19 protein-coding genes and 2 tRNA genes are annotated in these 17146 nt (G+C 66.9%); 11 read left to right on the forward strand and 10 right to left on the reverse strand.

Going from position 1 to position 17146, the window contains the following annotated elements; translation table 11 throughout:
* Window positions 1-224: 224 nt before the first annotated feature.
* Both LGM89_RS10980 and LGM89_RS10985 read right to left on the reverse strand, forming a co-directional pair.
* Window positions 225-2210, reverse strand: a complete 1986-nt coding sequence (locus tag LGM89_RS10980; protein ID WP_373452542.1) for an ATP-binding cassette domain-containing protein — start codon at window positions 2208-2210, stop codon at window positions 225-227.
* A gap of 282 nt (window positions 2211-2492) precedes the next feature.
* Window positions 2493-2897: a DUF4399 domain-containing protein gene (locus LGM89_RS10985; RefSeq protein WP_089495394.1), complete on the reverse strand. Its 405-nt coding sequence runs from the start codon at window positions 2895-2897 to the stop codon at window positions 2493-2495.
* Between the two features lie 199 nt (window positions 2898-3096).
* On the opposite strand from LGM89_RS10985, the gene LGM89_RS10990 reads away from it, so the two are divergent.
* The 4 genes from LGM89_RS10990 to LGM89_RS11005 all read left to right on the forward strand — a co-directional run bounded on the left by LGM89_RS10990 (window position 3097) and on the right by LGM89_RS11005 (window position 4338).
* Window positions 3097-3279 (forward strand): rubredoxin, encoded by a 183-nt coding sequence (locus LGM89_RS10990; RefSeq protein WP_006478164.1) that lies wholly within the window; start codon window positions 3097-3099, stop codon window positions 3277-3279.
* 156 nt (window positions 3280-3435) lie between these two features.
* A tRNA-Arg gene (locus LGM89_RS10995) sits at window positions 3436-3510 on the forward strand.
* 206 nt (window positions 3511-3716) lie between these two features.
* Window positions 3717-3793 (forward strand) — tRNA-Met (locus tag LGM89_RS11000).
* A gap of 212 nt (window positions 3794-4005) precedes the next feature.
* A complete protein-coding gene (locus LGM89_RS11005; RefSeq protein ID WP_226273053.1) occupies window positions 4006-4338 on the forward strand; it encodes a hypothetical protein in 333 nt (110 codons plus the stop codon).
* 54 nt (window positions 4339-4392) lie between these two features.
* Here the strand turns inward: LGM89_RS11005 and LGM89_RS11010 are convergent, their stop codons facing one another.
* Window positions 4393-5133, reverse strand: a complete 741-nt coding sequence (locus LGM89_RS11010) for an SDR family NAD(P)-dependent oxidoreductase (protein ID WP_089495397.1) — start codon at window positions 5131-5133, stop codon at window positions 4393-4395.
* Between the two features lie 115 nt (window positions 5134-5248).
* Here LGM89_RS11010 and LGM89_RS11015 point away from each other — a divergent pair, with 115 nt between their 5' ends.
* On the forward strand, window positions 5249-5863 hold the full coding sequence (locus tag LGM89_RS11015) for a TetR/AcrR family transcriptional regulator (protein ID WP_089495398.1): 615 nt from the start codon (window positions 5249-5251) through the stop codon (window positions 5861-5863).
* Window positions 5864-5892: 29 nt separating this feature from the next.
* Here LGM89_RS11015 and eco read toward each other — a convergent pair whose 3' ends face one another.
* Window positions 5893-6393: a serine protease inhibitor ecotin gene (gene eco / locus LGM89_RS11020; protein WP_089495399.1), complete on the reverse strand. Its 501-nt coding sequence runs from the start codon at window positions 6391-6393 to the stop codon at window positions 5893-5895.
* Window positions 6394-6537: 144 nt separating this feature from the next.
* On the opposite strand from eco, the gene LGM89_RS11025 reads away from it, so the two are divergent.
* Window positions 6538-6852: a hypothetical protein gene (locus LGM89_RS11025; protein WP_039368492.1), complete on the forward strand. Its 315-nt coding sequence runs from the start codon at window positions 6538-6540 to the stop codon at window positions 6850-6852.
* A 183-nt stretch (window positions 6853-7035) separates the two neighbouring features.
* Here LGM89_RS11025 and LGM89_RS11030 read toward each other — a convergent pair whose 3' ends face one another.
* Window positions 7036-7437 (reverse strand): hypothetical protein, encoded by a 402-nt coding sequence (locus LGM89_RS11030; RefSeq protein ID WP_011352835.1) that lies wholly within the window; start codon window positions 7435-7437, stop codon window positions 7036-7038.
* A 117-nt stretch (window positions 7438-7554) separates the two neighbouring features.
* Here LGM89_RS11030 and LGM89_RS11035 point away from each other — a divergent pair, with 117 nt between their 5' ends.
* Together LGM89_RS11035 and LGM89_RS11040 are read left to right on the forward strand one after the other, a co-directional pair.
* Window positions 7555-7935: a DUF5594 family protein gene (locus LGM89_RS11035; RefSeq protein WP_089495400.1), complete on the forward strand. Its 381-nt coding sequence runs from the start codon at window positions 7555-7557 to the stop codon at window positions 7933-7935.
* Between the two features lie 159 nt (window positions 7936-8094).
* Complete coding sequence (locus LGM89_RS11040) at window positions 8095-9462, forward strand: MFS transporter (RefSeq protein ID WP_089495401.1); 1368 nt, start codon at window positions 8095-8097, stop codon at window positions 9460-9462.
* A gap of 30 nt (window positions 9463-9492) precedes the next feature.
* On the opposite strand, the gene LGM89_RS11045 is transcribed toward LGM89_RS11040, so the two are convergent.
* From LGM89_RS11045 to LGM89_RS11055, 3 genes are all read right to left on the reverse strand, one after another.
* Complete coding sequence (locus tag LGM89_RS11045) at window positions 9493-10086, reverse strand: AAA family ATPase (protein ID WP_089495402.1); 594 nt, start codon at window positions 10084-10086, stop codon at window positions 9493-9495.
* Window positions 10079-11500 carry an alpha,alpha-trehalose-phosphate synthase (UDP-forming) gene (gene otsA, locus LGM89_RS11050; protein ID WP_226273054.1) on the reverse strand — a complete coding sequence of 474 codons (1422 nt, stop codon included), beginning with the start codon at window positions 11498-11500 and terminating at the stop codon, window positions 10079-10081. The genes LGM89_RS11045 and otsA overlap by 8 nt, the downstream gene beginning before the upstream one ends.
* Before the next feature lie 138 nt (window positions 11501-11638).
* Window positions 11639-11848: a hypothetical protein gene (locus LGM89_RS11055; RefSeq protein WP_089495404.1), complete on the reverse strand. Its 210-nt coding sequence runs from the start codon at window positions 11846-11848 to the stop codon at window positions 11639-11641.
* 288 nt (window positions 11849-12136) lie between these two features.
* Here LGM89_RS11055 and LGM89_RS11060 point away from each other — a divergent pair, with 288 nt between their 5' ends.
* Window positions 12137-12688 carry a hypothetical protein gene (locus tag LGM89_RS11060; RefSeq protein ID WP_089495405.1) on the forward strand — a complete coding sequence of 184 codons (552 nt, stop codon included), beginning with the start codon at window positions 12137-12139 and terminating at the stop codon, window positions 12686-12688.
* Window positions 12685-13179, forward strand: coding sequence for a hypothetical protein (locus tag LGM89_RS11065; protein ID WP_089495406.1), 495 nt, complete (start codon window positions 12685-12687; stop codon window positions 13177-13179). The genes LGM89_RS11060 and LGM89_RS11065 overlap by 4 nt, the downstream gene beginning before the upstream one ends.
* A gap of 67 nt (window positions 13180-13246) precedes the next feature.
* On the opposite strand, the gene LGM89_RS11070 is transcribed toward LGM89_RS11065, so the two are convergent.
* Together LGM89_RS11070 and LGM89_RS11075 are read right to left on the reverse strand one after the other, a co-directional pair.
* Window positions 13247-14584, reverse strand: coding sequence for an AAA-associated domain-containing protein (locus LGM89_RS11070; protein ID WP_011352844.1), 1338 nt, complete (start codon window positions 14582-14584; stop codon window positions 13247-13249).
* Window positions 14585-14606: 22 nt separating this feature from the next.
* A complete protein-coding gene (locus LGM89_RS11075; protein WP_089495407.1) occupies window positions 14607-16364 on the reverse strand; it encodes an ABC transporter permease in 1758 nt (585 codons plus the stop codon).
* A gap of 506 nt (window positions 16365-16870) precedes the next feature.
* Here LGM89_RS11075 and LGM89_RS11080 point away from each other — a divergent pair.
* Complete coding sequence (locus tag LGM89_RS11080) at window positions 16871-17137, forward strand: hypothetical protein (RefSeq protein WP_011545926.1); 267 nt, start codon at window positions 16871-16873, stop codon at window positions 17135-17137.
* Window positions 17138-17146 lie beyond the last annotated feature (9 nt).

Consider the following 17146-nt stretch of genomic DNA (forward strand, 5'->3'; position numbering starts at 1 on the left):
TTCATCGGGACGTTGTCCACACCTCGTGTGGATAACGTCGTGGACAAAACGTTGAGTTCCGTAAAAAAGCGAATCGAAACAACGGTGTGCTTGGACTGCTCCGAAAGCGGGCGCGCGGCGTGCGCTGCGCTGCCCGGGACGCGCGGTATTTTACTGGTTCCGCGTGGCACGCCAATCGCGGAATCGCGCGCAGCGGCCCGCCGGCCGCGCGACGCGCCTGCGTTTTACGCGGGCTTGCGCTTCGCTTCGAGCGTTTCCCACCGTTCGAGCGCTTCGAGCAATTCGTCGTCGATCGCCGCGAATCGCTCGGTCAGGCGCGTGCCTTCCTGCGGATCCTTCGCGAAAATCGAGCCGTCCTCGAGCCGCGCATTGATCGTCTTTTGCTCCTCTTCCAGTGCCGCGATCTTCTCCGGCAGCGCATCAAGCTCACGCTGCTCGTTGAACGACAGCTTCACCGTGCGTTGCGTGTTGCGGCCCGCGGCGCTTTTCGCCGCCTCTTCCTTGACGGGCGCGGCTTCCTTGACCGCACGCTTCGCGGCTTCCTGCTGCGCGAGCTGATCCGCGCGCGCGCTCTGGATCTGCCAGTCGCTGAAACCGCCCACGTATTCGCGCCACTTGCCGTCGCCCTCGGCCGCGATCACCGACGTCACGACGTTGTCGAGGAACGCGCGATCGTGGCTGACGAGCAGCACCGTGCCGTCATAGTCGGCCAGCAGTTCCTCGAGCAGCTCGAGCGTCTGGATGTCGAGGTCGTTGGTCGGTTCGTCGAGCACCAGCACGTTGGCCGGACGCGCGAACAGGCGCGCGAGCAGCAGCCGGTTGCGCTCGCCGCCCGACAGCGACTTCACCGGCGAACGCGCGCGTTCCGGCGCGAACAGGAAATCGCCGAGATAGCTCATCACGTGCTTGCGCACGCCGCCGATCTCGACCCATTCGCTGCCGGGGCTGATCGTATCCGCCAGGCTCTTCTCCTGGTCGAGCTGCGCGCGCATCTGGTCGAAATAGGCGACCTGCAGGTTGGTGCCGATGCGCACCGTGCCTTCGTCGGGCTTCAGTTCGCCGAGAATCAGCTTGAGCAGCGTCGTCTTGCCGGCGCCGTTCGGGCCGATGAAGCCGATCTTGTCGCCGCGCATCACCGTCGTCGAGAAGCGATCGACGACCGCGCGGCCGCCGTAGCGCTTCGTCACGTCGGTCAGCTCCGCGACGATCTTGCCGGACTTCTCGCCCTGCGCGACATCCAGCTTCACGTTGCCCAGCGTGTTGCGGCGCTCCGCGCGCTCGTTGCGCATCTGCACGAGCCGCGCGATGCGGCCGACGCTGCGGGTGCGGCGCGCTTCGACGCCCTTGCGGATCCACACTTCTTCCTGCGCGAGCAGCTTGTCGAACTTCTCGTTTTCCACGCGCTCGATTTCGAGCTGCTGTGCCTTGCGCGTCTGGTACGCGGAGAAATTGCCCGGGTATGACAGCAGCCGGCCGCGGTCGAGATCGACGATGCGTGTCGCGACACGGTCGAGGAACGCGCGATCGTGCGTGATGAACAACAGGCCCGCGCGCTGCGCGACGAGCAGTTCTTCCAGCCAGCGGATGCCGTCGAAGTCGAGGTGGTTGGTCGGTTCGTCGAGCAGCAGCACGTCGGGCTGCAGCACCAGTGCGCGCGCCAGCGCGACGCGCTTCTGCATCCCGCCCGACAACGCATCGACGGGGGCATCGACGTCCGCCAGGCCGATCTGCGCGAGCGTCATCGACACGCGCGTGCGCCAGCTCCACGCGTCGTGCGCATCGAGCGACGACTGCAGCGCGTTCATCCGCGCGAGCAGCGCATCGTGCTCGGCGCCTTCGGGGATATCCGCGAGACGGTGCGCGATCGAATCGTATTCCTCGAGCAGTTCGCGTGTGTGCGCGAGCCCCGATGCGACTGCCTCGAACACCGTCGCGCCCGGCTCGAATTCGGGCTCCTGCGGCACGTAGACGGTCACGAGTTCCTGCTGGCGCGTGACCAGCCCGTCGTCGGGCTTCGCGAGCCCGGCGACGATCTTCAGCAGCGACGACTTGCCCGCGCCGTTGCGGCCGATCAGGCCGACGCGCTCGCCGGCTTCCAGCGAGAAATCCGCGTGATCGAGCAACGCGACGTGACCGAACGCGAGCTGCGCGCCGGAAATGGAATAGAGCGACATGGGGAGACGGCGAAGAGAGGAATCGGAAGCGCCCATTGTACCGGTCGCGGGCGGCGTTACCGGCATGGCCGGACGGATAAGGCCGGCAAACGGGTGGGGAGGCGGGTTGGAACGTGCTTTTGGCGGCCGGCAGGCGGGGCGTCGCTCGACGCGCATCGACACAATGCGCTTCGATGGCACGCCGGGTGCGCCCGGCTTCCGGTCGCGGACGCCGGGCATGCGTTCCGGGCAAAACGCCTGCGTCGACCGGACGCCTGCGGCCGGCCGATCGACCATTCCGCGCCGGACGCCTCGGGCGTCCGTACGCGGCACATGCGATTACTTCACGTTGACCGTGATCGTCGAGCTCAATTCGGGGCCGTACGAGCGGTGCATGCCGTCGCCGAACTGCAGCGTCAGCGTGTGCTGGCCGGGCGGCAACTTGATTTCGGTCTCGGTCTGCGCCTTGCCGAAGTGCAGCGAACGCTCGCTCGCGGGGATCACGTCGCCCTTCGGAATCGGCCGGCCGTCGATCAGCAGGTGATGATGGCCGGTATTCGGCGTCATGTCGCCGGCCGGTCGAAGCTCCATTCCTTCGAGCCCGAACTTCACATGCACCGGGTTCGACACCGTCGCTCCCTCGCTCGGCGCTTCGAAATACACGCGCGCCTCGGCCCGCGCCATCGTCGACACGGCCATCGCCGCCACGCATACCGCACCTGCGATCCACTTTCTGTTCAGCATCGCATTCTCCTTATGATTGGACAGCCTCGGAAGCATACACCGCACGCACGGCAGGCGTGTCTCGGTTGCGTTGTTCGCGATGCGTACGTTTAAAACGACGTTGTGGAGCCGTTCGACGAAATTCCGGTACCATTGCGCCTTTCGTCCGCCGGCCAAGCTGCGGACGGCATCACCGGATTTCCATTTTCCCGAGCGCTACATGAGCGAAGTAACCGAATACCAGAGCTGGGTCTGCCTGATTTGCGGGTGGGTCTACAACGAAGCGGAAGGGCTGCCCGACGAAGGCATTCCGGCTGGCACCCGTTTCGCCGACATTCCCGCCGATTGGCGCTGCCCGCTGTGCGACGTGGGCAAGGAAGATTTCGTCGTCGTCGATTTCTGATTCGCTGACGCGCTGATTTCCGATCGCGGCTGATTGCGCGATCACGCGCGTCGTCGTGCATTCCGCCCCGCCGACGCGCCGCGCGTTTGCTATACTCTGCGCGCTGTCCACACTGCCGTCCGGTTCGCGTTTTTCTGCGTTTCCCCGGACATGGCGCTCCCCGTAGTTCAATGGATAGAACAAGCGCCTCCTAAGCGCTAGATACAGGTTCGATTCCTGTCGGGGGGACCAGCCATCCTCATGGCCTCATCCACTTTCCCACGATCAAATACCGCAACGGCGGCGACGAAAAGCGCCTGACGTTGAAGCCGATCGGGAAGCACAAGCAATCAACGCACACGCCAAATCGAATCGTCGCGCTCGGCAAACCGAGGGTTCCGTTCGACTCGCGATCAAAGATCGTTGACTCTCCACATCAGCCCTAGTACACTTCGCGCCGCGGGGTGGAGCAGTCTGGCAGCTCGTCGGGCTCATAACCCGAAGGTCGTAGGTTCAAATCCTACCCCCGCAACCAATACCGAAGCCCGCTCTGCGAAAGCAAGCGGGCTTTTTGCTTTCCGCATGCACTGCTGCGTGCTCAAGGCCCGCCAGCATCACATACGGGTCGAGGAGCATTCAGCCGCCGACGTCCCCTGCGACACACGATCGCATCTCACCGGATCGCCACGGCCCTGCGCCCCATATTGCGTAGAATTCCGAACCTTCTTCAGCATCCGGACTCCCGCAATGATTCGAGCGATTGCGGCACTCGCCGCGCTTTCAGCGATGGCCGGCACGGCAAACGCCGCCGACACCCTTACCGCACCCGCGAAGCCGCGCTACGTCAGCCCCGGCATCGCCAACATCACGAATGCCGCAGCCCCGCACGCGGAAAACCCCTCCCCCGACGCACGCTGCCGCGAACTGGCCGCCGGGATCGACGCCGTTACGCACGCCCCCGACCGCGGCCAGAAGGTCGTGCGCGGAATGGGCCCGGACGGCAAGCCGCGCAACGAGCTGCGCGCTTACGACAAGCGCGCCGATCTCGAAACCGAGCATCACCGGCTCGGCTGCCGATAGCGAACGCAACGCCGCCCGGTCGAACAATCACGCCGGGCGTCGGCATTCACGCACTCACGCGTTCGCACCGCCATCGATCGTCAACCCGGTGCCATTGATCGACCGCCCTTCCGGCCCGACCACGAACGCGACGAGCGCCGCGACGTCGTCGGCCTTGCCGTACTGCGGGATCGCCATCCGCGAGCGCTGCGCATCGGCATGCTCACCGCCGGCCGGGTTCATGTCGGTATCCGTCGACCCCGGATGCACGATGTTGACCGTGATGCCGCGCGAACCGAGATCGCGCGCGAGCCCCTGCGTCCAGCCGATCAGCGCGGCCTTGCTCGCCGCATAGAGGCTCATCCCCGCATCGGGCACGCGCGTGGCGAGGCAACTGCCGGTCGACACGATGCGCCCGCCCTCCCCGAGATGCCGCGCCGCCGCCTGCGACGCGACGATCACCGCGCGCACGTTCACGTTCAGCGTCGCGTCGATATCGTCGAGCGTGAGGTCGTCCAGCGCGCCGGCCCGGAAAATCCCCGCGTTGTTGACGAGAATGTCGAGACCGCCGAACGCCTCCGCCGCACGATCGACCGCGTCGCGCACGGCCACCGGATCGGCGCCGTCGGCCTGGATCGCAACGGCGCGGCGGCCCAGCGCCTCGATGCCGGCGACGACGGCCTGCGCCCGCTCCGCCGATTTCTCATAGGTGATCGCGACGTCCGCGCCCTCGGCCGCCAGCCGTTTCGCGATCGCCGCCCCGATGCCGCGGCTGCCGCCCGTGATGAGTGCACGCTTGCCCTGAAGTCGGTTCATGTCGGTTCCTTTCCTCATTTATGTAACGACCGACACAGAATGTGGCAAGTTGCGCGACACAGTCAATTGATTTAATTTATCGATCGATACAGAAATCGATGAAGGAACGGACGCAATGGCTGAACGGGGCCGACCGAGAAGCTTCGACAAGGAAGCGGCGCTGGATCGCGCGATGGAGGTGTTCTGGCGCCTCGGCTACGAAGGCGCGTCGATGGCCGACCTGACGGCCGCGATGGGCATCGCGTCGCCGAGCCTGTATGCGGCGTTCGGCAGCAAGGAAGCGTTGTTCCGGCTGGCGCTCGAGCATTACAGCGCAACGGAGGGACGGGAAATCTGGGGGGGCGTCGAACAGGCCGGCAGCGCGCACGACGCCGTACGGAACTACCTGATGGATACCGCACGCGTGTTCACGCGGCGCTCGAAGCCGGCCGGCTGCCTGATCGTGCTGTCGGCACTGCATCCGGCCGAACGTTCCGATACGGTCCGGCAAACGCTGATCGCGATGCGCGAACGCACGGTCGAGAACCTGCGCGAACGTCTCAGGCAAGGGGTCGAGACCGGCGAGATCGCCGCACAAGCGAACCTCGATGCAATCGCGCGGTACTACGTGACGGTCCAGCAGGGGATGTCGATCCAGGCGCGCGACGGTGCGAACCGTCGCGATCTGGAGGCCGTCGCGCAAGCCGCGCTGGCCGCATGGCCAGCGCTCGTCGGTAGAGGCGACGCGTAGCGGCAGGACGCCGCGGCCGCGCCGTAACGTTACTGCTTTGCCGCGTGTTGCACGTCCTTCGACGCATGCCACACGCGATAGCGCACCTCGAAGCCGTCCGGCACATAGACGACGAGCGGCAGGCGGCTGTTGTAGCGCAGCAGCTGGCCGTCACCGCGCACCTGCACGAACCGTTGCTGCGGCGCCTGGCCCGGGCATGCCATCAGCGTCGAGGCCGGCCCCTTCACGTCGGTGAGCTGGTAGTACGTATAGCCCCAGCCCTTCACGTCCTCGGCGGTCAGCTCGCCGCCGAACCACTGCTGGTTGCAGTCGGTCTGCAGCGTCTTGCCGATCATCAGCTCGACGCGCGCATCGCCTTCGTTCTCGAGCGCGGGCAGCGCGATCACGACGCGCTGCTGGCCGGACGCTGCCTGCGGAAACATCTTGATCGACTCGGCAGTCACGGCGGGCGCCGAAGCGGGCCCCGCCACGCAGGCGGCGGCTGTCGTCACGCAGAAGGCGGCCAGTGCGGCCCGGATCGCGAATTTCATCGATGTACTCCTGAAAAACAAAATGAGCCCCGGATGCTAACACTTCCGTCACACGACCTTACGCGGCTGTAATTTGACGACACAATTGCAAACAGCTGGCAATCCCCTTGCGCGGTACTTATACGGGAACCAACGGAGAACATCATGCTGAAGCTCATTGCTGCCGCCGGCGTCGCCACACTGCTGGCCGGCTGCGTCGTCGCCCCGGACGCCGGATACGGCTATGGCTACGGGCAGCCCTACTATTCCGATCCCGGCTACGCGTACGCCCCGTCGCCCGTGTACGGCACGGTCAATATCTGGGGCGGTGGCGGCGGACGCGACTGGGATCGCGGCCGGCGCGACTACCATCGCTGGGACGGCGATCGCGGCAACCGCGGCAACGGCTGGGGGCGCGGCGGCGGACACCGCGGTGGCGACTGGAACGATGGCGGCGGAGGCGGCGGCCATCGCCACTGACGCGCATTTGCAACCGTTTGTATCCGCGTGCCGCGCGCCACGATGGCCGACGCGTCACGCAGACCAACGGACGGCCGCGCAAAAGACGAAGGCCCTCGCACGAAGCGAGGGCCTTTTTGTCGTTCGGTGCGGTGAAGCGAACGGCGCCACCGCCGCCTGCTCACGCTTCGAGCGTCAGCCTGCTCACCAGCCGGCCGGCTGCGCGTAGCCACCCGAGACGGGCGCGCCGCACACATACGCGCGCTGGTAGCGGTCGTAGCAATAGTTCGGGCCGTCGTCCTGGTACTGCGCCTGCTGGTAGGTCGGATACGCAGGCTGCTGGTACGCGGGCGCCTGGTAGTACGTCGGCGGCTGATAGGCCGGCGCCTGGTACGCGGGCGCCTGATACGCGACGGGCGGATTCATCGCGGACGTCACGATCGCGCCGAGCACCGCGCCGCCGATCAACGCGCCGATGACGGCGCCACCGTCGCGACCATGCGCGGACGCCGGGCCTGCCACGGCAAGCGAACCGGCGAGGACACACACTGCGGCAATTTTTTTCATGATGGACTCCCACGCGAAGTGGTACTGGATGCGATGCATTGTGGCGGCTTGCGGCCGTAATAGATGCAGCAAGTGGTAACGCGCGATTACCGGTATCACGCCCATCGAAATGCGCCGTCGCCGTGCTACGATTTTCGGCATACAGGAGACGCCGTCATGCAGCCGGAAACCGCCCGCCGTTTCGATACCGAATTCGCCCCGCGCATCGCACAGGCGATCGCCGCCTTCTTCGCCGAACACGTGTTGACCAACGTCGTCCCGTATGGCGGCCACGGGCACCCGACGCGCGTGCAGATCCGCAGCGCGCCGCACGAGCACGTCAGCGGCTTCGACCATCCGCTGAACCTCGAACTGACCTGGGACACCGACGAAATCGAGCGGCTGATGGAGCCGGACGGCCCGCAACGCTTCGAGCACTACCTCGCCGCGCTGCCGAAAAAGCTGGGGGCATGGCAGAGCGCGCGCGACATCGATCTCCTGTCGCGCACGCAGGCCGACCCGCTCGTGCGGCTCGGCGGCCTCGACTTCGAAGGCTGAGCGCCGGCGTCGCGCGATGCGGCCCGGTGATACACTCGACCGGCCCCGCTCCGGTGCCGTTGCGCCGGCCGGGCCGCTCATCGCCGCCTCCACCCTTGCGCATGGTTGCGCACGCAACCGGCAACCGGGCGCGCGGACAACCACGCCTCTGCTCCCGCCATGAACGCCGATACCGGCCTGCCGCTTCCGCAACGCTACTGGGCGATCGTCTGCGTCGCACTGGGCATCACGCTCGCCGTGCTCGACGGCGCCATCGCGAACGTCGCGCTGCCGACGATCGCGCGCGACCTGCACGCATCCGACGCCGCCTCGATCTGGATCGTCAACGCGTACCAGCTCGCGGTCACGATCACGCTGCTGCCGCTCGCGTCGCTCGGCGAGCGCATCGGCTATCGCCGCATCTACATCGCAGGGCTCGCGCTGTTCACCGCGGCGTCGCTCGGCTGCGCGCTCGCCGGCTCGTTGCCGATGCTGGCCGTGATGCGCGTGATCCAGGGCTTCGGCGCGGCCGGCATCATGAGCGTCAACGCCGCGCTCGTGCGGATGATCTACCCGTCGTCGATGCTCGGGCGCGGGCTGTCGATCAACGCGATGGTGGTGGCGCTGTCGTCGGCGATCGGGCCGACGGTCGCATCCGCGATCCTGTCGTTCGCATCGTGGCCATGGCTGTTCGCGGTCAACGTGCCGATCGGCATCGCCGCGGTATTCGGCAGCCTGCGCGCGCTGCCGGCCAACCCGCTGCACGATGCGCCGTACGATTTCGCGAGCGCGCTGATGAACGCGTGCGTGTTCGGGCTGCTGATCACGGCCGTGGACGGGCTCGGCCATGGCGAAAGCCATGCGTACGTCGCGGCCGAGCTGGCCGTCGCGTTCGTCGTCGGCTACTTCTTCGTGAAGCGCCAGCTGTCGCAGCCGGCGCCGCTGCTGCCGGTCGACCTGATGCGCATCCCGATGTTCGCGCTGTCGGTCTATACGTCGACGGCGTCGTTCACGTCGCAGATGCTCGCGTTCGTCGCGCTGCCGTTCTGGCTGCAGAATTCGCTCGGCTTCTCGCAGGTCGAGACGGGCCTGTACATGACGCCGTGGCCGCTCGTGATCGTATTCGCCGCGCCGCTCGCGGGCGTGCTGTCGGATCGCTATTCAGCCGGCATTCTCGGCGGGATCGGGCTCGCGCTGTTCGCGGCCGGGCTCTTGTCGCTCGCGACGATCGGCGCGCACCCGGGCACCGTCGACATCGTGTGGCGGATGGCGCTGTGCGGTGCGGGCTTCGGGTTGTTCCAGTCGCCGAACAACCGCGCGATGCTGTCGTCGGCGCCGCGCGAACGCAGCGGTGGCGCGGGCGGCATGCTGAGCACCGCGCGGCTGACCGGGCAGACGCTCGGCGCCGCGCTCGTCGCGTTGATTTTCGGGCTCGTGCCGGACCGCGGGCCGACGATCGCGCTCTATGTCGCCGCGGCATTCGCGGCGGTGGCCGCGGTCGTCAGCATGCTGCGCATCACGTCGCCGCGGCCGGACACGGCGACCTGACACATCGCTCACCGTCCTCGGTCCCGCCCGTCATGCCGCGTCGAGCGCGTCCGTCACGAAGCGCACGCGCGCCTGCACGCTGTCGCGCGGCAGTTCGATCAGCCGGTAGCCATATGACGTGTAGCACTCGACCATCGCGTCGTAGGTGCGCACGGCTTCCGCGAAATCCTGCCGGCGCTCGGTGTCCTGCGCATAGATGTCCGGCCACGGCGGCGCGATGAACACGCGCCGGTGGTAGCGGAAACGGCGGGCCGCGGCTTCCGCATGCGCGGGCACCGCGAGCCCTGTCAGCCGTAGATAGCCGACCACGTCCGGCACGCCGCGATCGAAGAATACGGGCCCGCGCGCGTGGCGCGCGAGATCGTACGAGCGCATCTCCCAGCTCAGCATCAGCTCGGCGAACGCCGCCGGATCACGCCACGGCAACGCCTGGCCGTCGATCGCCATCTGGTCGCGGATCACGCCGCGACCGGCTTCCTGCGAGCGCGAGAAACCGGCGCGTTCGAGCGCGTCGAGCAATGTGCTCTTGCCCGAGCCCGGGCCACCGGTGACGATAAAGAAGCGGCGTGTGGCTTCCTCGCCCGCATCGGCGGCGGCGCCGGGCGCCTGCACGACCTCACGCATGCGCAACCCGCCGGCCCGCGCGCCGCGTGACCGACGCGGCCGCCGCGACGCTGCGCAAGTCGGCAACGAACGTATCGCGCCAGACCGACAGGTCGTTCGCGCGCAGCCGCGCGAGGTTCTCCTCGTGGCGCGCCTGCCGCTCCGCGAGCGGCATCGACAGCGCGCGCTCGAGCGCCTCCGCCATCTGCGACAGGTCGTACGGATTGACGAGGAGCGCGCCGGTCAACTCGGCTGCCGCGCCCGCGAACTCCGACAGCACGAGCACGCCCGGATCGGCCGGATCCTGCGACGCGACGTACTCCTTCGCGACAAGATTCATCCCGTCGCGCAGCGGCGTCACGTAGCCCACCTGCGACATCCGGAAGAACGCCATCAGCAGGTTGCGCTCGTACTTGCGGTTCAGGTACTGGATCGGCGTCCAGTCGAGCTGCGAGAAGCGGCCGTTGATGCGGCCGGCCTCGCCCTCGAGCGTTTCGCGGATGTCCTGATAGGTCTTCACGTCGGAACGCGTCGGCGGTGCGATCTGCAGGAGCGACACACGCCCCTGCCAGCCTGGCGCGTTCGCGAGCATCCGCTCGAACGACTGGAAGCGCTCGACGAGCCCCTTCGAATAATCGAGGCGGTCGACGCTCATCACCAGCTTACGGCCGTCGAGCGCCTCGCGCAGCATCTTCACCGGCTTGCGCGTGCCGTACTGGACGGCCGCCTGCGCGATCGCGTCGGGATGCACGCCGATCGGATAGGCGGCGACCTTCACGACGCGGCCATGCGCGTGCAGCATCCCGTCGTCGCTTGCCGCGCCGATCCCGCGCCGCTCGATGTAGTCGGTAAACGCCTGCTTGTCGGCCTCGGTCTGGAAACCCGCGACGTCGTACGCGCACATGAACTTCACGAGTTCCTCGTGCGGCGGCACGAGCCGCAGCATGTCGGGCGACGGAAACGGAATGTGCAGGAAGAAGCCGATCGGGTTCTTCACGCCGAGCTCGCGCAGGCAATGCGCGAACGGCAACAGGTGATAGTCGTGCACCCAAATCAGGTCGTCGGGGCGCAACAAGGCGGCGAGCTGCTTCGCGAGCATCGCGTTCACGCGCAGATAGCCCGCGTACTCCTGGCGGTCGAAGCGCGCGAGATCGCCGCGGTAATGGAACACAGGCCACAGCGTCGCGTTCGAGAAACCGCGGTAGTACTGGTCGTAGTCGCGCCGGGTCAGCCCGACCGTCGCGTAGGTGACGTTGCCGTCCCGCTGAATTGCGGGCGCGGTGTCGGGTGCGTCGACGATCTCGCCGTTCCAGCCGAACCAGACGCCGCCCGTTTCCTTCAGCGCGTCCATCACGCCGACCGCCAGGCCACCCGCGCTCGGGCGCGTGTCCTCGCCGGCGGCGACACGGTTCGATACCACGATCAATCTGCTCATGCGACTTCCCCTCCTCGATTCGATTGGCTGGCGCGCGGCGCGCGCCAAAGCGGACACGGCGGCCCGAAGGCGGCCGTGCGGCGACTCAGTTCCGAGAATTGCAATGAAATACGGTGGTGGAATGCGGCTACGACGGAATCACGCGTCCTGCTCCTGACCGAGGTCACGTTGATAGTCGAGCCCTTCCGGGCGGGCGCCGCCCTGGTTGTGATCGCCGTCCGACGGCGTGTCGTCGGGCGCGCCCGGCGGCGGCGCCGATGGCGCGTCGGTCCGCGGACGCGGGCGGTCTTCCGGACGCACGGCCGCCCCGTCAGGCGGCCGAGGTGATAGCCGTTTCGAACGGCGCATAGCTGGGTGTCTCATATGCGGCGCGGCCCGAGGCCGTCGTAGAAACATTCCATAGCACAACAGTCTAGGTCGCCTGATCGCATCCGAAGGTAACAATTACCTTCAATTTGTAACGTTTCGACCCCTCCGCAAGCATCTATCCGACAATAACGCCGCTCGCGCGCACGCGGCCCGCCGCACGGCGATTTGTCAAAGCTTTGCAGTTTTCCTATGACAATTGCGAAACAATGACGCGGCATCAGGGCGTGCACGCGTCGCCGCTCACCCAGACAGGACTTGCACTCAGGGATGAACATTCGTTTCGAATCGCCGCGCCGGGCCACGCCGGCGCGCGTCGTGCTGGCCATCATCGCCACGGCCGCGCTGCTATCGGGCTGCAACTCGCTGTACAGCGAAGGCGCAACTGCCGGCGCCGGTATCGCGGGCGCCGCGATCGCCTCCAAGGTCACCAACAACGCCGCCGTTGCGACGGGCATCGGCCTCGGCGCCGTCGCCGGGGCGCGGGCGGGCGTCCAGTACTCGCAGCGGGTCGCACACCGTTACACCCAGGAACAGATCGCGAAGGCTGCGGGCCCGCTCGACGTGGGCGGCGTGGCGCCGTGGTCGACGCACCACTCGTTCCCGATCGAGGACGACGAGCAGGGTCGCGTGACGGTCAGCCGGATGATCAGCATCGGCCCGCTCGACTGCAAGGAAATCGTGTTCGCGGTCGATACGCCCGCGAAACCCGACAAAGCCGCGCAATCGGCCTTCTACGTCGCCACGATCTGCCGCGACGGCCCCGTGTGGAAATGGGCATCGGCCGAGCCGGCGACCGAACGCTGGGGTGCGCTGCAATGAGCGTCGCGCTCCGTATCGCGGCCATCGGCGCGCTGTGCGCGGCAACGGCCACGCTGTCGGGCTGCGGGTCGGTCGGCGCGGCGAGCGGCGCCCTCGCCGGCGCGGCGACGGGCCTCGTCACCGCGAACCCGGCGGTCGGCGTCGGCGTCGGGATTGCCGTGCAGGCCGCGACCGACGAAGCCGTCAACCGCACGATGAAACAGCTCCATCAGAACCAGCAGGACGCGATCGCGAAGACGGCCGGCAGCCTGGCCGTCGGCGAAGTGAAGCCGTGGAAGGTGAAGAACACGCTGCCGCTCGAAAACGGCGAAGGCGAAGTGCGCGTCACGCGCGCGTACGCGTCGGCGCTCGCGATCTGCAAGGAATTCGCGTTCTCGGTGAAGGATGGCGACAAGGCCGACTGGTATTTCGCGAATGCGTGCCAGCAAGGCACGCACTGGAAATGGGCGTCGGCGGAACCGGCGGTCGACCGGTGGGGGAATCTGCAGTAATCGCGCGATACGCCGCGCATGACGCGCGGCGCACACGCATGCCGGGCCACGCGGCCCGGCACGTCGATCAGGACTCGACGTCCTCGAGACTGAAAATCTCGGTCTGGTCGTTGTACGAGAAGATCTCGCCGTAACGGCCCCAGTCGATCACCGCGTCGAGCGTCTCCTCGGCGGCGCCGTCCGACAGGAAATCCTCCAGCTCCTGCTCGAAGCGCACCCGCGGCGCACGATGGCCCGGACGCTCGTTCAGCACTTTCTTGATCCGCGCGGCGAGCGGCACGTGCTTCAGCAGGTGATCCGCGAACATCAGCTTGCGCTCCTGCGTGCCGAATTCCGCGAACACGCGCCCCGGCGGCGTCAGGAACACGTCCCCTTCCCGCACGTCGGCAAAGCCGAGGTACTGCAGCACTTCGGCGATCGGGAACAGGTCGTCGACTTCCAGATGCAACGTGCGCGCGATTTCCGGCATGTCCGCGCGACCGTGGTACGGCGCCATCGCAAGCGTTTCGATCAGGCCGGCCATCAGGTTGGTCGACACCTGCGGCAGCCAGCTGCCGAGCTCCAGCCCCTTCTTCGTCGCCTCGCCGGTCTGGCGGGCCGTCATCTTCGCGTAGATGTCGTCGACGAGTTTGCGGAACGCCGGGTCGAGCCGGTTGCGCGGATGCTTGAACGGCACCTTGATCTCGGCGATCACGCGGCCCGGGTTCGACGACAGCACGAGGATCCGGTCGCACATGAACACCGCTTCCTCGATGTTGTGCGTGACGATCAGCACCGACTTGATCGGCATGCGGCCCTGCGTCCACAGATCGAGCAGGTCGGTACGCAGTGTCTCGGCGGTCAGCACATCGAGCGCGGAGAACGGCTCGTCCATCAGCAGGATGGTCGGATCGACGACGAGCGCGCGCGCAAAGCCCACGCGCTGGCGCATGCCGCCCGACAGCTCGCGCGGGTATGCGTTCTCGAAGCCGTCGAGACCGATCAGGTCGATCGCGGCCAGCGCGCGCTCGCGCCGCTCGCGTGCGCCGACGCCGAGCGCCTCGAGGCCGGCTTCCACGTTCTGCAGCACCGTGAGCCACGGGAACAGCGCGAAGGTCTGGAACACCATCGCGACGCCTTCGGCCGGGCCGCGCAGCGGCTGGCCGAGATAGGTCACCTCGCCGCCGGTCGGCTCGATCAGCCCGGCGATGATGCGCAGCAGCGTCGACTTGCCCGAGCCGGAACGGCCGAGCAGCCCGACGATCTCGCCTTCGCGCAGCGACAGGTTCGCATCGTCGAGCACGAGCAGTTCGCCCTGCGTCTTGTTGAAGCCGCGACAGACGTGATCGACACGCAGGATTTCCTCGCCGAGGCGCGGCGGCTGGTTCGTCTGGACGGGGGCGTTTACAGCATTCGGATTGTGCATCGCGTTTCGCTCTCAATCGGTCTCAGTCGAGCCGCAGCTTCGCTTCGGCGAAGGCATACAGCGGACGCCACAGCAGGCGGTTGAACAGGGTAACGAACAGGGACATCACGGCGATGCCCAGGATGATCTTCGGAAAATCGCCGGCGGCGGTGGTCTGCGCGATATAGGCACCGAGGCCGTGCGCCTCGATCTTGGTATTGCCCCACTGCACGGCTTCCGACACGATGCTCGCGTTCCACGCGCCGCCCGATGCGGTGATCGCGCCGGTCACGTAGTACGGGAAGATGCCGGGCAGGATCGCCTGCCGCCACCACTGCCAGCCACGGATGCGGAAGTTCGTCGCGGCTTCGCGATAGTCGTTCGGGTAGGACGTCGCGCCGGCAATCACGTTGAACAGGATATACCACTGCGTGCCGAGCACGATCAGCGGTGACAGCCAGATATCGGCGTTCAGGTGGAAGCGCGCGATCACGATCACGAACACCGGGAACAACAGGTTGGCCGGAAACGCGGCGAGGAACTGCGCGAGCGGCTGCAGTTTCTCGGCCAGCTTCGGGCGCAGCCCGACCCACACGCCGATCGGCACCCAGATCACTGACGCGATGGAGATCAGCACGACCACGCGCAGCAGCGTGATGAGCCCCAGCACCAGCACGTGGCCGACCTCGGCCATCGTCACGCCGGTCGACACGAAGCTGATGACGCGCCACACGATATAGCCCGTGCCGAGCAGCACGAGGGTCGCCCACGCGATGTCGACCGTGCGTGACGCCTTCTTCTCGACTTTCGGCAGCGAGAAGCGCATCGCCCCCGACAGCGGCAGCCGCAGCGGAATCCGCGCGGCCTTCGCGAAGAACCAGCCGGCCGGCACGAGCAGCTGATGAATCAGGCGCGTGCGGCGCACGAGGTCGAGCAGCCACGATTGCGGCGCATCGCCCGACGCGGTGTTTTCCATCCGGAACTTGTCGGCCCACGCGATGAGCGGGCGGAACAGCAGTTGGTCGTACGCGACGATCACGACCGTCATCGTGAGGATCACCCAGCCGATCGCACCGAGGTTCTTGTCCGAGATCGCCTGCGCGAGATACGCGCCGACGCCCGGCAGCGTGATGGTCTGGTTGCCGACGGTGATGGCCTCCGACGCGACGACGAAGAACCAGCCGCCCGACATCGACATCATCATGTTCCAGATCAGGCCCGGCATCGAGAACGGCACTTCGAGCTTCCAGAAGCGCTGCCACGACGTCAGGTGGAAACCCCGCGACACTTCGTCCAGGTCGCGCGGCACCGTACGCAGCGACTGGTAAAAGCTGAACGTCATGTTCCACGCCTGGCTCGTGAAGATCGCGAAGATCGCCGCAAGCTCGGCGCCGAGCACGCGGCTCGGGAACAGCGCGAGGAAGAACGTGACGGTGAACGAGATGAAGCCGAGCACCGGCACCGACTGCAGGATGTCGAGGATCGGGATCAGCACCATGCCGGCACGCCGGCTTTTCGCGGCGAGCGTGCCATAGATCAGCGTGAACGCAAGCGACGCGATCATCGCGGCAAGCATCCGCAGCGTGGTGCGCAACGCGTATTCGGGCAGGTTCGACGGGTCGAGCGAGATCTTCTGCGTCTGCAGGGTGCCGATCGGCGCCATCGTTTCGTGGAAACCGACGACCGCCATCGCGATCAGGCAGATGATCAGCGGAAACGCGATGAAATCCCACCGGTTCGGCAGGACGCGCCACGCGGACGCGTTGGCGGTCCGGTTCGGATTGAAGAATCCGACGTCCATCAGGCGCCCTCCCCGGTAAGGCCGAACGAAGCCGGCAGTCGATGTTGATTCATGGCAAAGCGCACGGGTGCGGTAATTCGATTGACTGACGATCGCGCGCGAGCGCGGTGCGCCGTGCGTGCGCTGCCGCGCTCCGGACGAGCCGGCCCGCGACGGCACGACACTACACCAACCTGTATTTCAGGTACAACCGTCCGGGAACGGCGCATGCGGCGCACGGATCGTGCCTGGCGCGCGGGCGGATGCCGGGTGCGCGAGTCGAGCAGCCCCGGCCGCAGTCTTTCGGCCGGCATGCAGGCCCGAATTATGCCGTGATCCGGCCCGCCCGGGAACCCGCCAGCCGCACGTGCGCGCAAACCATGTCGGGCGTCACCAGCCGGATACGACTATGCGGGTATGATCAGGGCTGGCCCTCGGGGTCTGTTGCGGATGGTTCGACGGCAACGCATACGCGTGCCCGATGTCAACAGGCGCTGGGGATCGACCGACGAGCGGGAGGAAAGGGAATGGCAGGAAACTTGGTGATCGTCTGCCGCGATCAGGATGCCGACGCGTTCTACGAACTGATGCAGGAGTACGGGTCGTTCCAGACGCGGCTGTCGTCGACGGCGTGGTACCTGAACATGAACGTCGTGCCTGAATCGCTGCAGGAGGAAATCCTGGAGCGCCTCGGCCGGTACACGACCGTCTACATCTTCGAGGCCACCACCGTGACCTACAACACCATCGACAGCAACGCGGCCGAGACGCTCGGCACGCTGTTCGGCGAATGATGGCACGCG

This window comes from Burkholderia sp. AU31624 (assembly GCF_020420065.1).
GTDB lineage: Bacteria > Pseudomonadota > Gammaproteobacteria > Burkholderiales > Burkholderiaceae > Burkholderia.